Origin of the sequence: Spirochaeta isovalerica (genome assembly GCF_014207565.1) — a bacterium.
GTDB lineage: Bacteria > Spirochaetota > Spirochaetia > DSM-2461 > DSM-2461 > Spirochaeta_F > Spirochaeta_F isovalerica.
The window spans coordinates 374,964-392,959 of record NZ_JACHGJ010000002.1 but is presented as its reverse complement, the minus strand read 5'-3'; the positions used below and the strand labels follow the sequence as shown (position 1 = coordinate 392,959).

Sequence of the window (17,996 nt, the reverse complement as noted above, 5' to 3'; positions counted from 1 at the left end):
GTAATATGTGGAGAAAGAAATGTCAAAGCGAGAATTGATGCTTCAGTCGGCTTCCCGTCTTTTTATGGAAAAAGGGTATAAAAACCTCACCATGGAAGAGATAGCCGACAACCTTGGAATTACTAAAAAAACACTGTACAACCACTTTCCCGGCAAGTTCGAGCTGATGAAAGAAGCGATAGAACTGAAACTGAACCAGATTCTGGACGATCTTCAGGTTATTGCCGATGATGAGGATTGCCCATTTACCCTGAAACTGAAAAAACTGATCCTCTATGCGGCCCATTCCTTTTCCAGAGATTTCCCTCTGACGAAGATTGCCTCGGAAAACGGATTGATTCAGGAAATCATTTTTCCCGCCATAAGCCAGCACATTATCGATATCACCGGAAAAGTCATGAAAGAGGGGGTGGCCAGAGGCATACTCCGCAAGGAGCTTGAAGACGAAACACCCCCCTACATTCTGCTGGGTATAATTGAGGTTTTCATGACCATGGAAAGCCGGTACGGGATTAAAGACTCTTCTTTCGATCTGTTTTTCTTTATTGAAAAGATCCTTCTTGAAGGCGTTCTTTCCGAAACGGGGAGAGAGGAATACAGGGCTCTGGAGGATACTGTCATATGAAAAAAATCTTACTTCTGCTCATGCTGCCGGCCGCACTGTGCCTGCCGGCCTACTCACAGACGACATTTTACACCGTTGATCAGCTTATTGAGACGGCTTTGGCCAATAGCGCGGATCTGGCGGAAAAAGAAGCGGCCTGGAAAGCCTCGTCCTATAGGGTGAAAGAAGCGATAAGCCGGTCCGCACCGACAGTAGACTTTGAATCCAATCTCAGTTATATAACCAATCCCGATACGCTTACGGTTGAAGCCGGGGCTCTGGGTGAGATGGTTTTGCCCGGCCCTTTAGTCATCTCCATGCCGGAAGAGGATGTCGTATTCGAAATGACAGGCAACACCTATTACGATTTCAAACTGGTCCTCGACCAGCCGATCTTTACCTGGGGGAAAATCCTCAATTCCATCAAAGCGGCAAAAGAGGGAGCCGGAGCGGCCCTGGAAGACAGGGGAAAAACCGAAGATCAGATAAAAACGGAAATTCTGATCAACAGCCACGTCCTTCATTATTTAAAGGAGATCGAGCTGGCGCTGAGCAAACAGAATGAACTGGTTAAGCGACTCGAAGGGATAGCTTCCGACAGCCTGAGCAACGGCATGATCCTCCGGACCGAATACCTGGAAGTGGAAAACAGCCTGAGGGAATCAGACCTGGCAATCAGGAAAATTTCGCAGCAGATAAAAAGCACGACTCTCAATCTCACTTATCTTACGGGGATAGAACTGAGTCCCGTCATGATCAGGACGGAGCCTCTGGAAACCGGAGACAGGGAGAGTTGGGAAAATCTTTTCGGCAAAGCTCTGAGCGAGAATAGAGACCTCGCCATGTTCCGCCATAAGGTTCAGGCTGATGAATACAAAAAAAAGATCCGGAAGGGAGAGTTTTACTTCAAACCGGACCTGGCGTTTCATATGGAACTGGGTTACAGCGGTTCCCTCTTCCCTTTTATCCAGGAGGGATGGGAGGACGATGATAAGGGGAACCTGACTCTCTCCCTGGCCATAAGAAGCCCGCTCGGCGATGGTGGAGCCATGTACTTCGCCGGTGAAGCGGCTGAATATGATGAACAGGCTTCAAGAGCATCCTATGAAGCGGCTATGGAACAAATTGAACAATTTATACGCCAGAGCCTGATGGATATGGAACTCAATGAAATAAACATCGATTATTACAGGGAACGGCTGTTAACCGATGAGCGGATTATAGAACAGAAAGAAAAAGAGTGGCTGTCCGGTTATGGAGACGAAAAGGAGTACCTGAAATCGCAGATAGATATGTACGCCCGTCAAGTCAGCCTTTTCCGGGAAATGATAAGCCTGGGAACAACGGGCTTTCAACTCGACCATATAACGGGAAGTGTGAAACAATAATTATAATTATTTTGTACCATTGACCCTTGCGGAGAATCATCCGATACTGCTATTAACCGAAAGGGAATCTAAATTAAGGAGCACAGGTAAATGAATAAAAGAACATCAGATTGCTTTGAAAAGACATTTTCAAACTGTAATGCGCCTGTGCGCTGTTGATTTTCAATAGAGTTGAATCACGCCGCAGCCATTGCAGGGGCTGCGGCTTTTTTTATACCCGGACAGGGACTGGATAAAGCCGTAAACGACTTCAGAAATGAAGGCGCATACGGCTTTTTTTTTCGAACTACGGGATTGTCCCGGCATAATCAGGAGACTAAGTATGCTGAACAATGACACTTACTTATTGCTGCTTCTATCAAAAATGAAAATGGATGATTTTTACAGCACCTCTGATCAACTGAGAATGACTTCGTTCAAAAAAAAGATCAGGTCTGAGAAGCACGGCAAAGTTGCCACTTTCATTTTTCACAAAACGGGTAAGGCGCTGGTTTCCACAGGAACCCGCCTTCTGGAAATTGCCTGAAAGGATTCGGGCACGGTTACTATAAAAGGATTTATCATGTTAAACCAATTCAGTCTTTACGATGAACAATTGATGGCTCTCCAGAGAAAAGAGAGATTAATGCAGTACGCTGAAGCCGAAAGGATCTACAGAATGACCGCTTCGCTGAGAAAAAACAGAGTTATCGAAGCGGCCGGACGGTTTCTCGTTGAAACTGGCAATAGATTACTGGCTATTGCATCATAATAACACCACCAGTTTAGTTGAATAGATTAATGAGGGAGCCTGCGGCTCCCTTTTTTATTCTCCGAATTCCAGGATTTCTTTTTTCAGATAATCGGAATATTCACCCAACGCTTTGATGATCATTTTTTCCTTGGCTGAAAGCTGATGGCTCTTCCTGTAGGTTTCAAGCCGCTTGTTGAATTCTCCGAAATCCGATGTTTCTCCGTCGACCGGAGGCATGAGGATGCGGCCGGCACAGAAACTGATCCACCGCTTTTTTTCCTCTTCGGTCATGGTTTCGGGAAAGTTGCGTCCCTGGAAACGGCGGAGCATCTCGGGAATGCGGGGATCTTCGAAAACCAGATCGTTATTAAAAATCTCCCGGCCTTTCCGCTCGTGAATCTTCCGGAAGTTCTTTTTATCGTCATCGTGAAAAAAACCGCCGCTGTATATCTGAAAGTCGGGGTCGCTCTTGTCCGAGGTCAATTTCCTGTCATAAACTTTGTGCAGTTTCTGAATGAGATTTTCCCCTTTCCGGAGTTTTTCATAGTTGGCCATGGCCAGTTCTTTATCAATGCCGATGCGGACAGCATCTTCGTCAGTGAGAGTACTCAACGGGGCGATAGCCGGGCACTTATTCAGATGAATCCCTTTGACGGGAATGCGGGACACCCCTTCGGGCATATGATCGTGACGGGTGAAGATTCTCACCCGGATCTCATCAACGGACAATTCAAGAAGAGGAGCCGGATCTTCCGACAGATCGAAAGAGAGTATGCAGTTCCGGTTGTGGGGATCGACCGTGAGCGGCAGAACGATGGCCGTGCATCCCTTTCCATTTGTGAACATGGAAGATGTGTGAAGGATCGGTTTGGGATTATGCAGATCGATCAGCGCCGCCGCTTCATTTTTTTTTCTCAGCTTGAAATAGTATTTGAACAGCTTGGGCTGCTTTTCGTGAATCAGTTTGGCCATATCGATCGTGGCGTACACGTCGGAGAGGGCGTCATGGGCGTTTTTATGGCTCAGGCCGTTGGCAGCCGTCAGCTCTTCCAGTTTGAAAACCGGTCTCCCCTCTTCATTTACCGGCCAGCTGATCCCTTCGGGCCTCAGATCGTGAGTCATCCGCACCAGATCGATGATGTCCCAGCGGCTGTTGCCGCCCGCCCATTCGCGGACATAAGGATCGAAGAAATTGCGGTAATAGAGATTGCGGATGAACTCGTCATCGAAACGGATGCTGTTGAACCCGGCGACGCAGGTGCCGGGCCGGATGAACTGCTGATTGATAGCTTTGATGAACTCGTATTCCGTAACTCCTTTTTCCAGAGTCTCCTGGGGGGTAATCCCCGTAATGAGAGACGCCATGGGATCGGGAATATAATCGGGCGTAATCTTGCAATACAGGACAATGGGATCTTCTATGGGTTCAAAATTGCTGTCGGTCCGGACAGCGGCGAACTGGGCGACTTTGTCCCAGGCGGGGTCGCGGCCGAAAGTTTCGATATCGTACCAAAGAAGTGTCTGCATCATAGTGCTTTCGATTATACAGGCTCTTGTAATGATTGAACAGAGAGAACAGATAGGTTACCATTTCCCATACAAATTTCAACAGGAGTTCATTCATGATATACAGACCGCTGGGAAATACGGGAATCGAAATTTCATCTCTGGGATTCGGCTGCATGCGCCTGCCCATGATCGATCAGGGCGACAAAAAGATCGTCGATCAGGAGAAGGTGAACGGGATGTTGGCCGAAGCCTACAGGCTGGGTGTCAATTATTTCGATACGGCCTGGTTCTACAACGATTTTCAAAGCGAAGAGGCGGTCGGTAAGGCGATCAAATCCTTCCGGGACAAAATCTACCTGTCCACCAAGTGCCCCAGCCATCTGGTCAAGGAACCGGGCGACTATACGAAATTTCTCAAAGAGCAGCTTAAGCGCCTCGATACGGACTATCTGGATCTCTACCATTTCCACGGCATCGGTTACGACGGGTTTCTGGAAATCGATGAGAAAACCGGATGGCTGGAAGAAGCGAAAAAAGCAAAGAAAGAGGGACTGATCCGCCACATAGCCTTCTCCTTTCACGACAAACCGGAAAATATGATCAAACTGATTGATCTGGGGCACTTCGAATCGGTTCTCTGTCAGTACAACCTCATCGACAGAAGCAACAGCGAGGCTATTGCCTACGCAGCGGAAAAAGGTCTGGGCGTCATCGTCATGGGTCCTCTGGGCGGCGGTAGAGTCGCCGGTCTGCCTGAGGAAGTAACCGAATCTCTGGGCATCAAAGTGAAAAGCAGCGTGGAACTGGCCCTGAGATATGTCTTCTCCAATCCCCATATCGACTGTGCCCTTTCGGGGATGGAAAACATCGACATGGTGCGGGAAAACGCCTCTGTTTCAGAGGAAAGAGCGGAGCTGGCCGCCGATGAAGCTGCTGCCATTTCCGAACTGATGGAGAAAAACGGCAAGCTGGCCGACCTCTATTGTACGGGATGCAACTACTGTATGCCCTGTCCTGCGGAAGTCAATATTCCCCATATCTTTAAAATGATGAACTACCATAAGATTTACGGTATTACCGACTTCGCGAAAAAAGGATACGCGGAGATCGGAACCAACCAGTGGGTCAAAGGGAAGAGAGCCGACGCCTGTACGGACTGCGGCCTCTGCGAAACCAAATGCCCCCAGAAAATCAAAATAAGAAAACAGTTGAAAGAGAGCCATCTGGCCCTCGGAGCATAGATGGAAATTACTTTACTGACAGCCCTGATTATGGCGGCGACCGGCTTTCTGGCGGGCTTCGTCGATTCCATAGCCGGAGGCGGAGGCATCATTACCGTTCCCGTACTCCTCTCCCTGGGGCTGCCGCCTCATCTGGCGCTGGGCACCAATAAATTCCAGGCCAGTTTCGGAAGCGTGACCTCGGCCTGGCGCTATTACCGGAAAGGGCTTTTCACCCTGAAGGAGACATGGCTCGGCGTTCTCTTCACTTTTGCCGGTGCGGCGGCGGGAACGATCCTCATCCAGATGATCGAAGCCGATTTCCTGATGAAAGCCATACCGCTTTTTCTTCTGGCTGTCTTTCTCTATACGCTATTCAGCCCCGAGCTGGGAGCCAATGATCGCCAGGTCGGCATGGCCCGCTATATATTCTATCCGGTTTTCGGTCTGCTGCTCGGTTTTTACGACGGCTTTTTCGGTCCCGGGACCGGATCGTTCTGGACGATCGCCCTGGTCGTTCTTCTGGGCCTGAACCTGAAAAAAGCGACAGGAACCACGAAGATTATGAATTTCACCAGCAATATCGTATCGCTCGCCGTTTTTATCATGGGGGGAAAAGTTGTTTTTCTCGCAGGCCTGTTTATGGGATCGGGACAGATAGCCGGAGCCTGGACGGGATCCCACCTGGTGATCAAACACAGCACGAAGTTTATCCGGGTATTTTTCCTCATAGTCGTGGCAGCCACAATAGCCAGAATTATCTGGAAGGAGTTTTTCTGATATGAACAGCATGGTCTCCTATTTACTTATGATTTTTCTCTGTCTGGCAGCCGGTTATGGAACAAAGCAGTTTATTGCGGAAGAGCTGAACGGGAAAATAAGAATATCCCTTCAGAAACTGGTCATCGCCGGTTTTATTCCTTTTACGGTGGCGACGAGTATCTGGATCGCTCCTATCAGAAACCTGAGTATCGTAGCCCTTCCTTTTCTCGGGATGTCAGCTCTGGCTGCCGGATCTTTCATCGCTCTGTTTTTTTCCCGAATTCTGAAAAAAGATAAGCGCGACGGTGCGGTTTTTTTTGTTTCCGGAGGCTTCACGAATCTCGGATCCATAGGAGGACTTCTCTCTTTTCTTTTTCTGGGAGAACAAGCTTTCGCTCTGGTTTCCTTCTATATGTTCTTTGAAAAAATCTGGTATTTCGGATTCGGTTTTCCCTATGCGCGGCGCTGCAGCTACGGGGAAGGGAAAAAAGAGAGCATGAAAGAGACTCTCAGAAAAATGTTTGTCGATCCCTTCGTCATCATGTCTCTCTTAAGCATGGTCATCGGTGTGCTTCTCAATTACTCCGGTCTGGACCGACCGGCTTATTTTGAAAGGATTAACGGGATTCTCGTTCCTCTGGGGACCTATTTTCTTATTTTCTCCATCGGGTTGGGAATGAGACTGGGCGCCGTGGGAAAATACTGGAAAGAGGGATTGATAATCGTACTTGTGAAATCGCTTATAACTCCTGTGCTCATGATTGGGCTGTCCTTTCTCTTCGGTCTGGATGAAATTGCAGGAGGCCTTCCATTAAAAACGGTGGTCATACTCTCATCGATGCCCGTGGCTTTTGTCGCCCTTGTACCGCCTTCAGTTTACAAACTGAATCTGGACCTGGCAAACTCCCTATGGCTTATATCCAACGGGTCTCTGGTCATTATCATTCCTGTTCTTTCCAAGATAATTCCGCTGCTGTAAACCGTTTCTCTTAAAAGAAACGGTTCCGGCCTACACTTTTTTCGCAAATTATCATTTTCACAGGATACATTCTTTTCCATTCCGGATATATTCAGCCTATGGATGAGATAAGAGAACCCTTGAAACAGGAAGTGAAAAGCATTCTTCTGCCCATAACCGCCATAATGGGCGCCGTCATACTCTGGGGGAGTTCCTTTGCGGGAACCAGAGTCGCTTTACGGTCATTAGAGCCGGGACAGCTCGTCTGGATCCGGCAGATTTTTGCCGTACTGGCGATTCTTCCCTTCGCAGGAAAACTCTATCCCCGCCACTACCGGAAAGGCGACTGGAAGCTGCTGATTCCCATGGTTCTGTTTCAGCCCTGTCTCTATTTCTTCTTCGAGTCCAACGCCCTCGTTTATACGACCTCTTCCCAGGCCGGCGTCGTTGCTGCCGTTGTTCCCGTTCTCGTCGCATTGGGAGCCTGGATGTTTCTCAAGGAAACGATAGGGATAAAAACAATAATGGGAATGGTGCTTTCCATAGGGGGCGTTGTCGTCCTGACCCTGAGTCAGAGTTCGGGGAGCCAGGCGTCCAATCCCGTACTGGGCAACAGCCTCGAATTCATGGCCATGATCTTCGGGGCAGCCAATATGGTCATCGTGAAAAAAATGAGCGGGCGGTACAGCCCCTTCACGCTGACGGCCATGCAGATGGTAACGGGTTTTATTTTCTTCAGTCCGGCAGCCTTTTCGCTGTTCCGGACAAGCCGGGAAATCTGGACGCCTGAACTGATTATTTTACTGGTCTACATGGGTGTTTTTGTCTCTCTGGGAGCCTTTGCCCTTTACAATTGGGGCATGAGTCATTTGCCGGCATCCAAAGCATCGGTTTTTATCAATCTGGTTCCCGTAACGGCGATTCTTTTCGGCTGGATACTGATCGGGGAAGGACTGAATCCGGTACAGACCGGCGCGGCGATAGTGGTTATCCTCGGAGTACTGTTAAGCCAGAGCAGAAGAATAAAGAGAAACTGGAGATTGTGAAAGATTATTCTTCCAGCTTACCGTCGCCGTAGCGCAGGACTTCCACAACCCCTCCATCGAGGCGCAGAACGGTAGAGAGGCTTTTTTCAAGAGCTTCGCCGGAATCGATGATCAAATCGATGCCTCTGATGTTCTCCAGTTCCCAACCGCATTCCAGAAGATTTTCCTCGGGATATTCAGCGTCCAGGCCATAGACATCCATCATGTCCTTACTGGCTGTTATGGAAAAAAGAGGGGCGCCGAGAACATCGACCAGACGTTTCGGGATTTCGTGGGCCGGAATTCTCAAGCCGACTTCCGCCCTCTTCTCCCCTATCATTTTCTCAACTTTCCGGATCGCTTTGAGAACAAAGACAAAAGGACCGGGAGTATTCTGCTTTATGATCCGGAAACTCTGATTATCGATATTGGCGACGGTGCTCATCTGGCTTATGCTGGAGCATATAAGGGAGAATTGCGTTTTCTTATCTTCCCTCAGCCGCGAGAGCTTTTCCAGTCCTTTAGCCGATTCGCTGGAGCAGCCGATTCCCCAGCTTGAGTCAGTCGGATAGGCTATGATGCCGCCTTCTTCGAGAATGGAAACGGCTTTTTTAATAATGCGGTCATCGGGGTCGTGGGGCTGAACATACTCAATCATGAGTGATATTATGTATCACAGTTAAAAAGAAGGGAAGCTTAAAAAATCCATTTGAATCCGAAAGAGAATTCCGGACGTATTCGGGATACTGAGAGAGATGCAGTAATTGAAAAACTGACGAACCTCTATGATAAATAGGGAGATTCATCGGATTATCTTCTTTAAAACTGGTCCAGCTCCCCTTTCCGGATAACATGAAACTTACCCGTTTCGGTATCCAGGTCGTAAATGCTGAAATTGGTTTTTACATCAAAGCCCTCATATCTCGTTGCCAGATTCAGAGAGGCCGATCCCTCTTTCCCGCTGATGATTCTGTGAAAGACATTTCTTTTCCAGACCAGAATCGCCGGCTTGTCGTAAATAACCTCCCCTTCATATTCGATGTAATCGGGCGTGACCGTAAAGGTCATCATGGTCCAGGAAGGCCGGTGATAGACATCGACGATTCTCTTTCCGTAGAGAACGATGAGGTTATCCTCCTGATGGGGATGGGTATACCAGGGCCGGAGTACATCTCCGACCGGACCGGGGGACTGCGCATCGGATTTATGTATCACCCGGTCGACTCCATCGACGCGGGGCGTATTCTCTTTCGTGAGAATGTGAAATTCAACGCCGGGCGTCCGGCGGAATTCTTTCATGGGGATAATGCTGTAAAATCCGGGAATTTCCAATTCTATTTTTTTCATATGACTTAGATTATACAGGCAAGTAGAAATTTCACAACCGGACTTCCGGCGTAAAATCTCGGTTTAATAGATTTCCCGCTTGTTATATCAAAAGTACAGACTTATAATTCTGTTTAATATGAAACAATCAGTAATATATTGCAGGAGACAGGTTTGAAAACCCGGTTTACCCCTTGGGGAATCTTTACCCTTCTGATTGTATTATCTTTGACTGGCTGTACAGAGCCGGAATGGAACTCAGTGGAATACCTGGCGAACGGAGCCGATTCGGGTAAGGCGCCTGAAAAACAGCAATCGGGAAAAAACAGCTATATTATTCTTTCGGACAACTACGGCGATCTCTCGAGAGATGACGGATACAGATTCGGGGGATGGGATACGGAACCGGACGGAACGGGAGTGAATTATTCACCGGGTGCGACTTATCACGAGCCCCGTCCGCTGACTCTTTACGCCTGGTGGATCCCTCCGGGGGTGCCTACCCGGGCAGACCTCGATGCGGCCCTTGAGAACGGCGACGATGTGACCGGTTTCAATACGTCCTATATTACTGATATGAGTTCCCTTTTTCAGAATGATTCCCATTTCAATCAGGACATATCCCGATGGAATACCGGTTCAGTAACAAATATGAGCCATATGTTCGCTTTTGCCCACTCATTCAATCAGGATATTTCCCGATGGGATACCGGCTCCGTGGCCGACATGGAACAAATGTTCCTCGATGCCCATTCCTTTAACCAGCCTCTGGGCGATTGGGACACGAGTCATGTAATCCGCATGACCGGCATGTTCTGGGGGGCTTCGAAATTCGATCAGGACATTTCCCATTGGGATGTCAGCCATGTGATCTGGATGGATACACTTTTTGCCCGGACCAAAGCTTTCAATTGCGATATTTCAACATGGGACACGGGCTCGGCGAAGACGATGGAAGGGATGTTCTGGGGAGCCACGGCTTTTAACAGAAATATTTCCCGATGGGATACAGGATCGGTCGAAGACATGAACCAGATGTTTCACGGTGCCCTGATTTACAATCAGGATATCTCCCCATGGGATACATCTTCTGTCACAGATATGAGCCGGATGTTCGAAGACACCAGGGCATTCAACAGGGATATCTCTGGTCTCGATACCAGCGCCGTAAGGACTATGTATGGAATGTTCTGGGCTGCAAAAGCCTTTAATCAGGATATATCGGAATGGGATACGGCCAATGTTACCGATATGAGTTACATGTTTGCCGAAACCGATCGATTCAATCAGCCGCTTTCCCGGTGGAATACTTCTTCTGTCATAGACATGACCCAGATGTTCTACAAAGCAGAAGCTTTCAATCAGGATCTGTCGGGGTGGGATACCTCTTCAGTCCGGAAAATGTATGGAATGTTTGAGGATGCTTCATCTTTTGACCGGGATCTTTCAAGCTGGGAAGTTGGGGCCGTTGAATACTACGGAAATTTTTCTGAAGGAGACTGCCCTTTATCTGCTTCACATCATCCCCGTTCCGATTGGTCCGAAACAGCAGACTGAAAATTAAAAATCAAAAGAAAATCCGGGTATAATCTCCTTTCTCAATGATTCGCAATTCCGGCAGGGGGTGAGATTTTCATCGCCTGCCAAAGAGTCGCAGAGCATGGGAGAATCGGGATTATATAAGGCGGATTTCCGGCGAATCGACGACTCCTCCCTGTTGGCATAACAATAGAGACAGCCGTGAAGACAGGTATTATAAGATCCGATATCACGGCTTTCAGCACAACCGCAAGCCTCTCTTTGCGATTTATCCGGCCTGCTGAAAATGGGATATCCGCAGACTTCCCCTATGAGGTCCGGATCGATGCATCGGTTGTGCCCGACACCGGACTCCCTGAAGTCTTCGCTCAGAGCACAGGATGCCAGCTTCATATTCGCCTGAAAAGCGATCTCCGCCATAGCGCCGACCAGAGAACGTCTCTCTTCCCGTCGCCCGTTTCCCGCTCCCCTCTTTTTCACAAACTCTGAAATCTTCCCGTATTCGGAAAGAAAGCTGAATACGCATTTATCTGTTATGCCCTCCAGCTGTTCCGCCATAACTGCGAAAGCCTTCAAATGAGATTTCACATCCATATCTTTAAAGAAGATGACAGGATCGTATCGCCAGATGATCCGTTTCGATCCGATTCGCCGGGACAGCGATTTTACAGATTCAATGACGGACTCAGGGCTTCTTAGCCTTGTCTCGATGTCCGGTCCGTAAGGTGTAATGGTTATGGAGAAATAATAGGGAATACCGTAACTGTCCAGTTCATCGAGAAAAGGAAGAAAGGGACCGGGATCCTTTGTCCAGAAGACGATGCAATCAACATTGTCTTTTGACAGTGGAATGACGCTGACCTGTTTTCTGTTTACGGGATTGCGGACGAAAACCTCACCGGCTTTCAGGCGATTGAGAAACCACCTTCCGTAAAATGAGGGGATATCGGTTCGGCGACTGGCACTGATGATCAAATGATTTTATCCTATTAAACGCTCATCCACGGCCTCGGCCATACTGAATTTGGCAATGGGATTGTGATTGATAAAATAGAGATTAAACCAGCGACCGGCGAAGCCTGCCGAAAAGACAAAAGCGAAGCCGACCAGCTTTAATCTACCGGAATTAATGTTCATGATTCCGTCCTTCCCGATTAGTTTATATGAGCCGTTACTCCCTGTCAAATCTGCCTGTCCTACTAATGTTCACAAGAAAACTATTGTTTTTTTCTTGACTTTAGTTCGGCGCCGAACTAATTTTAAAACATGTCTGAAAAAACGGAAAGTCCCGAAGGAATCCTCGATCTCATATCCAGAATCAGGGATACGAGCGGGGAAATCCTGAGCAGAGAGTTGGAAATGAACGGCATTGAGGGTGTTGTCCCCGCCCACGGCAAAATCATTTTTCATCTCTTTCAGAAGGAGAAACCTGTCCCTCTCAGCGAAGTGGTCAAAGCCAGCGGAAGAGTCAAATCCACCATAACCGGCATGGTCGCGACACTGGAAAAGCACGGCTATCTGATGCGGACCCACAGCCCTGAAGACAAGAGAAGCGTCCTTGTCGAACTGACACCCAAAGGCCGGGCCATGCGGGAGCTTTTCAATGACATATCAATCAGGATTCTCGATCGGATCTATATGGGAATCGATCGTCCGGAACAGGAAGCCCTGACGGACAGTCTCAGCCGGATCAACAGGAACCTGAAAGATGCTTTGGCATTATACATTGCAAAGGAGAACATAAAATGAAGAGATTATTTACATTAGCCTTATTGGCAGTTATTGTTTTTTCCGCATACAGCGGCGGCAAGGATGATCAGCAGAACGATAAGCTGATCGTGGCGATGGAACTGCAGTTTCCGCCTTTTGAAATGGCCGATGCCGACGGAACCCCCAGAGGGATCAGCGTGGATACGGCCTATGCTCTTGGAGAATACCTGGGACGCGAAGTGGTTATTGAAAACACGGCATGGACAGGGTTGATACCCTCCATTCAGTCGGGAAAAGCCGATATAATTATATCATCCATGAGCATAACCGATGAGAGAGAGAAAGTTGTGGACTTCTCTATTCCCTATGCCGCATCGGGACTGACTTTGCTCATTAACAGTGATTCTCCAGTCAAAAGCTACCGCGATATGAATAAAAGCAGCGTCACTGTAGCGGTGAAATCGGGAACGACCGGTGCAATCTGGGCCCAGGAAAATATTCCGAATGCAACAATTCAGATTTTTGACGAAGTAGCGGCCTGCGCACTGGAAGTTTCACAGGGCAAAGCCGATGCCTTTATTTACGACGGACTGACTACCTTTGAACTGCAGAAAAAATTCCCCGGAAAAACAAAAGTCAATCTGGAAAATCTTCCCGGAACTCTGGGCGGTTGGGGAATGGCCATGAAAGAAGGAAGCCCCATGAAGAAAGATGTCGATGCCTTTATTCTCGAGTTCAGAGCCTCCGGCGGATTTGAAGAGCTGGAGAAAAAATATCTTGGAGAGATTAAAGCTGTTTTCGATGAGGCGGGTCTCCCCTCTTTCTTCGATGTTCAATAGGAAGGATAGTTGAATCTTATAAAAGACACGGAAAATCTGAATAACCGGAAAGGCCATGCTTTCTCCATGGTTGTGGTTATTCTGCTTCTGGCAGCGGTATTCTGGTACGGTTTCAGCCGGCTGGGGTACCGTTTCGCCTGGGAGACAATCTACAATTACCGCATTAATTTTCTCAAGGGATATGGAACCACGCTGCTCCTCTCTCTTTTCGCCCTTATTCTCAGCCTTTTTCTGGGAACGCTCTTCGGGCTGGGGCAGAGCAGCCGCATACTGCCTCTTCGCTATCTCTCCCGCTTTTATGTGGAACTGATCAGGGGAACGCCACTGCTGGTACAGATCCTGATCTTCTTTTACGTGATCGCCAATGCCGCGGGACTGAACAACCGCTTTGTGGTCGGAGTTCTGATCATGGCGCTCTTCTCCGGAGCCTATATCGCGGAGATCATCCGGGGCGGCGTGGAGAGCATAGCGGCCAGCCAGCTGGAATCGGCCCGGTCGCTGGGATTCACGCCGGCACAGACCTATATCTACGTTATCTTCCCTCAGGTGATTACGAGGATTCTGCCTTCGCTGGCAGGCCAGCTGGCATCGCTGATCAAGGATTCCTCCCTGCTATCGGTTATCGCCATCAAGGAATTCACCATGGCGGCGAGAGAGATGAACGCCAACACCTTCAGCACAATGGAAGCTTATATTCCCCTGGCTATCGGATATCTACTTCTCACTCTCCCCATATCCCGGCTGACGCGATATCTGGAAAAGAGGTTCTCCTATGAAACTTGAGCTCGATAATCTGACAAAAACATATGGTCCTCTCACTGTTCTGGACAAAGTGTCATTAAAGCTGGAGGATGTCCACTCCCTCGTTTTTATCGGCCCTTCGGGAGGCGGAAAGACAACGCTTCTCCGTCTGATAGCCGGTCTGGAAAGACCCGACGGCGGAGAGATCCGCATTAACGGGCACAATGTGGATTTTCACAGCGAAGTGAGTCTGAGGGAATACCGCAAGAGAATCGGAATGGTTTTTCAGTCCTACAACCTCTTTCCCCATCTCAATGCCCTGAGAAACATTACCCTGCCTCTTGTCAAAGTACACGGGTACAATGAGGAAAAAGCAGAAGAGGAAGCGGTCAAACTTCTGGATCGGTTTCAGCTCACTGATCAGGCCCATAAAAAGCCAGCTCAATTGTCGGGAGGGCAGAAACAGCGAATCGCCATCTGCCGCGCCGTCGCCATCCATCCGGAGTTTCTTCTGCTCGACGAACCGACATCGGCCCTCGATCCGGAGTACACTTCGGAAGTTCTGGATCTGATCGGCGAACTGCGCGATGAGGATATGCGCCTGATTCTGGTTACCCATGAAATGGGATTCGCCCGGCACGCCGCCGATCACCTCCTCTTCATAGGAGAAGGGGGAATCATCGGACAGGGCGCTCCGGACGAACTTTTCGAAAGCGGTGATGAGAGAATCAGCCGCTTTTTCAATAAAATCCTGAAATATCATTAAGGGAGCCGGGGCTTTACAGCCTCGTCCCCATGCGGTTCCCCGAACTGTACCTCTTCAAACCCTCCCGGAACATAAACAGGGATAGCAGAACGATCACTCCGTCGGCCGCCAGCAGCATAAGAAACTTCAGGGGATCGAAGGAAGCGAAAAGCTGAGCCGGTATCCAGGCGACAAGCGCCGCCGGAATGATCGTATGGAGAATCCAGGTCGACGGCCCTGAGAAAATTGAACCGGGATAAATGGTAAACATAATAACCAGCTCTGAAATGGTCGCTGCAAACTGCTCGGCATTCCCCAGAAAGAAAGTCAGGCTGTGATAGAAAACCCTGACGGAAACGAAAACCAGAGCCATCATAAGGGCGAACAACAGAAACAGCACGATTCTGACAGGAGTCAGGGGCTGGGTTATGACGAAGAGAGCCACGCCGTAGATCAGATCTCCCCACCCGGAAATATTCATCCTCGAACAAACCAGATTGGGAAGGACTGCACGAGGCTGGAGAAGATACACATCGAGCTCCCCTTTATAGATGATGGAGGAAAGCTGCCGGGCATTGCCCATGAGGATCTCGCTGATGCTGAATCCGAAAGTGGCCAGAGCCCAGAGAAACATGACCTCGCGGAATCCGTAGCCATTGATATCGCCGCCCACCCGGTCAAAAAGCATTTTCCAGAAAATGATAAAGGCGCAGTTATTGAGAACCATCCCGAAAACCTGAATCAGGAAGGATGTACGGTACTCCATTCCCGCCGAGAGATTGAATAGAAAGTATTTTTTCATAAGTTTCAACATATGTTCACCCCCCCTGCACGTGTATCTTCTTCAATGCCGTCCGGAAAATTCCGTAAGCGACAAGACCGAGAACCGTAATATAAAAAACCTGACCGGTCAGAGCCGTCATGAAATTCTCCATAGAGAAGTTGACGATTGTAATGGCCGGCCAATAAGCGGAATAGGCAAAGGGAAGAACCTTGGCTGTGCCCTGAAGCCACTGGGGAAAAAAGTCGATGGGGAGAAACATCCCGCCGGCAATAAAGATCAGCTTCTGCAGAATCCAGTAGAAAGGCGTAACCTCTTCGGTCCAGAAAGCGAGCAGCCCTATGATTATGCCCCACATGAGATTGAGAATGATTCCCCCCGTAATCAGCACCAGCCCGAAAGGTATCGCCCGGAAATACCCCGGCAGAATCCCCGTAAACAGAGAGCAGACGATGAATCCCAGAATCAGAATGGGAATGGCTTTGACCAGACTCTCACCGAGAGAACGCGCCACTTTGAAACCGTTATAGGAATAGGGACGCCCCAGGGCATAGGCGATGGAACCCTCTTTCACCTCCTCCTGAATCTGGTTGTAAACCCTGGCTTTGGACAGCTCGATCGTTTCGGCGAAGGAGAGATACCAGAGAGTCTGGGTCATGGAGAGACCGGCGATCAGAGCCTTACCCGAATAGATGACCGACCAGAGAGAGAAGAAGACAAAGAGCACCACTACCAGAAAAATATTCCCGATCAGATAGGCGGGGATATAGGCGAACTGATCACGGACAGTGCAGCTGAAAATTTTGAAGTATTTTCTCCAGTGTATCATACGCCCCCCTCGTAAATGGCCGAAATAACTTCCTCCATGGGAATGGTGGAAATGCTGATATCGCTGATATTGTGGCGGTTCACCAGCTCGGACATGACATGCTTCATAGAAGTGACGGAAAGATCCACTTCGAGCTTGGCCGAATGGCCTTTTGCCTTCAGCAGATCGACCCCTTCCAGCCTCAAATCCAACGGCTCCTCCAGCCGGACATTGATGATCCTTTTATTGAGAAGCGTGTACTTCATATCCTTGACCGAACCGTCCCAGACCATCTGCCCCTCGTTGATGACGATAGCCCGCCGGCAGATCTTCTCGATATCCCCCGTATCGTGGGACGTGAGAAATACCGTCACGCCGCTGTCCCGGTTGATCCTGAGGATGAGATCGCGGATCTTCTGCTTGACCACCACATCGAGACCGATGGTCGGCTCGTCGAGAAAGAGGATTTCCGGGCTGTGAATCAGCGAAGCGGCGATCTCGCAGCGGATTCTCTGCCCCAGGGAGAGCTTTCTCACCGCCTGATTGACGAATTTGCCGATTTCGAAAACCTCGGTCAGATAATCGACACGCTTCTTCGTCTCCGACTCGCTCATATTGTAGATGCTGCCCAGAAGATCGAAGGAATCGGCCGGAGGGAGATGGTACCACAGCTGACTCTTCTGCCCGAAAACCGTCCCGATCCTGTAGGCCAGCTTTTTCCTGTCCCTGTGGGGATCCATCCCCAGAACGGAAATATGCCCCGAATCGGGATAGAGTATCCCCGTCATCAGCTTGATGGTCGTCGACTTCCCCGCCCCGTTGGGCCCGATGAAAGCGGTGATCTCCCCCTTCTCCACGGAAAAGGAAACATCATCCACCGCCCGAACGGTTTTGTAATCGGGACGGACAAGGTTCTTCAGCGACCCCTTGAAACCGCTGCTTTTCACCTTGCTCCTGAACTCTTTCTTCAAGCCCTCAATTTCCAGCACATTGTCCATAATCTCCTCCTCCATACCGTTACGCATACCAGCCCCTGGTACTAATGTTTTGCGAAGCTATTTTTCACAGATTCAAGAAGGGTGGCGAGTAGGCAGCACAGTGTACTTCTGTACACGAGCAGCCCACGGAGTCTCCCGACGCGGAAGCTGTGGAAAAGAGCGAGCAAAAGAAAAAAAAAGACCCGATGGAGTTAGATCCAACGGGTCTGAATTTCAGATATAATAATACCGCCGGTCAGGTTATCCTGTGAAAGACAGGTGCAAGCAGAAGCTGAAAATCAAAAGAAATGATAGATTTCATGCAGTTTCT

21 protein-coding genes are annotated in these 17,996 nt (G+C 49.1%); 13 read left to right on the top strand and 8 right to left on the bottom strand.

What is annotated here, in order from left to right; genetic code table 11:
* The first annotated feature begins 19 nt into the window (after positions 1-19).
* From HNR50_RS06700 to HNR50_RS06685, 4 genes are all read left to right on the top strand, one after another.
* Positions 20-625 carry a TetR/AcrR family transcriptional regulator gene (locus tag HNR50_RS06700; RefSeq protein ID WP_184745146.1) on the top strand — a complete coding sequence of 202 codons (606 nt, stop codon included), beginning with the start codon at positions 20-22 and terminating at the stop codon, positions 623-625.
* Positions 622-1,992, top strand: coding sequence for a TolC family protein (locus tag HNR50_RS06695; protein WP_184745144.1), 1,371 nt, complete (start codon positions 622-624; stop codon positions 1,990-1,992). The genes HNR50_RS06700 and HNR50_RS06695 overlap by 4 nt, the downstream gene beginning before the upstream one ends.
* Before the next feature lie 322 nt (positions 1,993-2,314).
* Positions 2,315-2,518: a hypothetical protein gene (locus HNR50_RS06690; protein WP_184745142.1), complete on the top strand. Its 204-nt coding sequence runs from the start codon at positions 2,315-2,317 to the stop codon at positions 2,516-2,518.
* Positions 2,519-2,554: 36 nt separating this feature from the next.
* Positions 2,555-2,743 (top strand): hypothetical protein, encoded by a 189-nt coding sequence (locus HNR50_RS06685; protein ID WP_184745140.1) that lies wholly within the window; start codon positions 2,555-2,557, stop codon positions 2,741-2,743.
* Between the two features lie 54 nt (positions 2,744-2,797).
* Here the strand turns inward: HNR50_RS06685 and sbcB are convergent, their stop codons facing one another.
* Positions 2,798-4,255 carry an exodeoxyribonuclease I gene (gene sbcB / locus HNR50_RS06680; RefSeq protein ID WP_184745138.1) on the bottom strand — a complete coding sequence of 486 codons (1,458 nt, stop codon included), beginning with the start codon at positions 4,253-4,255 and terminating at the stop codon, positions 2,798-2,800.
* A gap of 92 nt (positions 4,256-4,347) precedes the next feature.
* Between sbcB and HNR50_RS06675 the strand changes: the two genes are divergently transcribed.
* The 4 genes from HNR50_RS06675 (at position 4,348) to HNR50_RS06660 (ending at position 8,220) form a co-directional block, all read left to right on the top strand.
* On the top strand, positions 4,348-5,475 hold the full coding sequence (locus HNR50_RS06675; RefSeq protein WP_184745136.1) for an aldo/keto reductase: 1,128 nt from the start codon (positions 4,348-4,350) through the stop codon (positions 5,473-5,475).
* Complete coding sequence (locus HNR50_RS06670) at positions 5,476-6,234, top strand: TSUP family transporter (RefSeq protein ID WP_184745134.1); 759 nt, start codon at positions 5,476-5,478, stop codon at positions 6,232-6,234. It begins immediately after the preceding gene.
* Between the two features lies 1 nt (position 6,235).
* Positions 6,236-7,195: an AEC family transporter gene (locus HNR50_RS06665; protein ID WP_184745132.1), complete on the top strand. Its 960-nt coding sequence runs from the start codon at positions 6,236-6,238 to the stop codon at positions 7,193-7,195.
* A 98-nt stretch (positions 7,196-7,293) separates the two neighbouring features.
* Positions 7,294-8,220 carry a DMT family transporter gene (locus tag HNR50_RS06660; RefSeq protein ID WP_184745130.1) on the top strand — a complete coding sequence of 309 codons (927 nt, stop codon included), beginning with the start codon at positions 7,294-7,296 and terminating at the stop codon, positions 8,218-8,220.
* A 4-nt stretch (positions 8,221-8,224) separates the two neighbouring features.
* Here the strand turns inward: HNR50_RS06660 and HNR50_RS06655 are convergent, their stop codons facing one another.
* On the bottom strand, positions 8,225-8,857 hold the full coding sequence (locus HNR50_RS06655; RefSeq protein ID WP_184745128.1) for an L-threonylcarbamoyladenylate synthase: 633 nt from the start codon (positions 8,855-8,857) through the stop codon (positions 8,225-8,227).
* 161 nt (positions 8,858-9,018) lie between these two features.
* The gene (locus HNR50_RS06650) at positions 9,019-9,546 is read right to left on the bottom strand and encodes a hypothetical protein (RefSeq protein WP_184745126.1); all 528 of its coding nucleotides are present in this window, start codon (positions 9,544-9,546) and stop codon (positions 9,019-9,021) included.
* A gap of 153 nt (positions 9,547-9,699) precedes the next feature.
* Between HNR50_RS06650 and HNR50_RS06645 the strand changes: the two genes are divergently transcribed.
* The gene (locus tag HNR50_RS06645; protein ID WP_184745124.1) at positions 9,700-11,082 is read left to right on the top strand and encodes a BspA family leucine-rich repeat surface protein; all 1,383 of its coding nucleotides are present in this window, start codon (positions 9,700-9,702) and stop codon (positions 11,080-11,082) included.
* 3 nt (positions 11,083-11,085) lie between these two features.
* Here HNR50_RS06645 and HNR50_RS06640 read toward each other — a convergent pair whose 3' ends face one another.
* A complete protein-coding gene (locus tag HNR50_RS06640) occupies positions 11,086-12,039 on the bottom strand; it encodes a DUF1848 domain-containing protein (protein ID WP_184745122.1) in 954 nt (317 codons plus the stop codon).
* Between the two features lie 6 nt (positions 12,040-12,045).
* The gene (locus tag HNR50_RS06635; RefSeq protein ID WP_184745120.1) at positions 12,046-12,201 is read right to left on the bottom strand and encodes a hypothetical protein; all 156 of its coding nucleotides are present in this window, start codon (positions 12,199-12,201) and stop codon (positions 12,046-12,048) included.
* Between the two features lie 129 nt (positions 12,202-12,330).
* Here HNR50_RS06635 and HNR50_RS06630 point away from each other — a divergent pair, with 129 nt between their 5' ends.
* From HNR50_RS06630 to HNR50_RS06615, 4 genes are read left to right on the top strand one after another with little or no spacing between them, the layout of a single operon-like run.
* Entirely contained in the window at positions 12,331-12,813 is a 483-nt protein-coding gene (locus HNR50_RS06630; RefSeq protein ID WP_184745118.1) for a MarR family winged helix-turn-helix transcriptional regulator, read from the top strand.
* Positions 12,810-13,613: a transporter substrate-binding domain-containing protein gene (locus tag HNR50_RS06625; RefSeq protein WP_184745116.1), complete on the top strand. Its 804-nt coding sequence runs from the start codon at positions 12,810-12,812 to the stop codon at positions 13,611-13,613. The genes HNR50_RS06630 and HNR50_RS06625 overlap by 4 nt, the downstream gene beginning before the upstream one ends.
* A gap of 9 nt (positions 13,614-13,622) precedes the next feature.
* The gene (locus tag HNR50_RS06620; RefSeq protein WP_221439824.1) at positions 13,623-14,396 is read left to right on the top strand and encodes an amino acid ABC transporter permease; all 774 of its coding nucleotides are present in this window, start codon (positions 13,623-13,625) and stop codon (positions 14,394-14,396) included.
* Complete coding sequence (locus HNR50_RS06615) at positions 14,386-15,120, top strand: amino acid ABC transporter ATP-binding protein (RefSeq protein ID WP_184745114.1); 735 nt, start codon at positions 14,386-14,388, stop codon at positions 15,118-15,120. Before HNR50_RS06620 ends, HNR50_RS06615 begins: the two co-directional genes overlap by 11 nt.
* Positions 15,121-15,133: 13 nt before the next feature.
* Here the strand turns inward: HNR50_RS06615 and HNR50_RS06610 are convergent, their stop codons facing one another.
* The 3 genes from HNR50_RS06610 to HNR50_RS06600 are packed head-to-tail and all read right to left on the bottom strand — an operon-like array spanning position 15,134 to position 17,713.
* On the bottom strand, positions 15,134-15,901 hold the full coding sequence (locus HNR50_RS06610; protein WP_184745112.1) for an ABC transporter permease: 768 nt from the start codon (positions 15,899-15,901) through the stop codon (positions 15,134-15,136).
* A 16-nt stretch (positions 15,902-15,917) separates the two neighbouring features.
* Positions 15,918-16,709: an ABC transporter permease gene (locus HNR50_RS06605; protein WP_184745110.1), complete on the bottom strand. Its 792-nt coding sequence runs from the start codon at positions 16,707-16,709 to the stop codon at positions 15,918-15,920.
* A complete protein-coding gene (locus tag HNR50_RS06600; protein ID WP_221439823.1) occupies positions 16,706-17,713 on the bottom strand; it encodes an ABC transporter ATP-binding protein in 1,008 nt (335 codons plus the stop codon). The genes HNR50_RS06605 and HNR50_RS06600 overlap by 4 nt, the downstream gene beginning before the upstream one ends.
* Positions 17,714-17,996: the final 283 nt, after the last annotated feature.

Bases quoted from the DNA above. Each gene is read 5' to 3' on its own strand.
- HNR50_RS06615 (WP_184745114.1), top strand. From the start codon at position 14,386: ATGAAACTTGAGCTCGATAATCTGACAAAAACATATGGTCCTCTCACT.
- HNR50_RS06625 (WP_184745116.1), top strand. From the start codon at position 12,810: ATGAAGAGATTATTTACATTAGCCTTATTGGCAGTTATTGTTTTTTCC.
- HNR50_RS06700 (WP_184745146.1), top strand. From the start codon at position 20: ATGTCAAAGCGAGAATTGATGCTTCAGTCGGCTTCCCGTCTTTTTATG.
- HNR50_RS06695 (WP_184745144.1), top strand. From the start codon at position 622: ATGAAAAAAATCTTACTTCTGCTCATGCTGCCGGCCGCACTGTGCCTG.
- HNR50_RS06660 (WP_184745130.1), top strand. From the start codon at position 7,294: ATGGATGAGATAAGAGAACCCTTGAAACAGGAAGTGAAAAGCATTCTT.
- HNR50_RS06690 (WP_184745142.1), top strand. From the start codon at position 2,315: ATGCTGAACAATGACACTTACTTATTGCTGCTTCTATCAAAAATGAAA.
- HNR50_RS06610 (WP_184745112.1), bottom strand. From the start codon at position 15,901: ATGAAAAAATACTTTCTATTCAATCTCTCGGCGGGAATGGAGTACCGT.
- HNR50_RS06650 (WP_184745126.1), bottom strand. From the start codon at position 9,546: ATGAAAAAAATAGAATTGGAAATTCCCGGATTTTACAGCATTATCCCC.
- HNR50_RS06670 (WP_184745134.1), top strand. From the start codon at position 5,476: ATGGAAATTACTTTACTGACAGCCCTGATTATGGCGGCGACCGGCTTT.
- HNR50_RS06685 (WP_184745140.1), top strand. From the start codon at position 2,555: ATGTTAAACCAATTCAGTCTTTACGATGAACAATTGATGGCTCTCCAG.
- HNR50_RS06655 (WP_184745128.1), bottom strand. From the start codon at position 8,857: ATGATTGAGTATGTTCAGCCCCACGACCCCGATGACCGCATTATTAAA.
- HNR50_RS06675 (WP_184745136.1), top strand. From the start codon at position 4,348: ATGATATACAGACCGCTGGGAAATACGGGAATCGAAATTTCATCTCTG.
- HNR50_RS06665 (WP_184745132.1), top strand. From the start codon at position 6,236: ATGAACAGCATGGTCTCCTATTTACTTATGATTTTTCTCTGTCTGGCA.
- HNR50_RS06605 (WP_184745110.1), bottom strand. From the start codon at position 16,709: ATGATACACTGGAGAAAATACTTCAAAATTTTCAGCTGCACTGTCCGT.
- HNR50_RS06600 (WP_221439823.1), bottom strand. From the start codon at position 17,713: ATGCGTAACGGTATGGAGGAGGAGATTATGGACAATGTGCTGGAAATT.
- sbcB (WP_184745138.1), bottom strand. From the start codon at position 4,255: ATGATGCAGACACTTCTTTGGTACGATATCGAAACTTTCGGCCGCGAC.
- HNR50_RS06630 (WP_184745118.1), top strand. From the start codon at position 12,331: ATGTCTGAAAAAACGGAAAGTCCCGAAGGAATCCTCGATCTCATATCC.
- HNR50_RS06635 (WP_184745120.1), bottom strand. From the start codon at position 12,201: ATGAACATTAATTCCGGTAGATTAAAGCTGGTCGGCTTCGCTTTTGTC.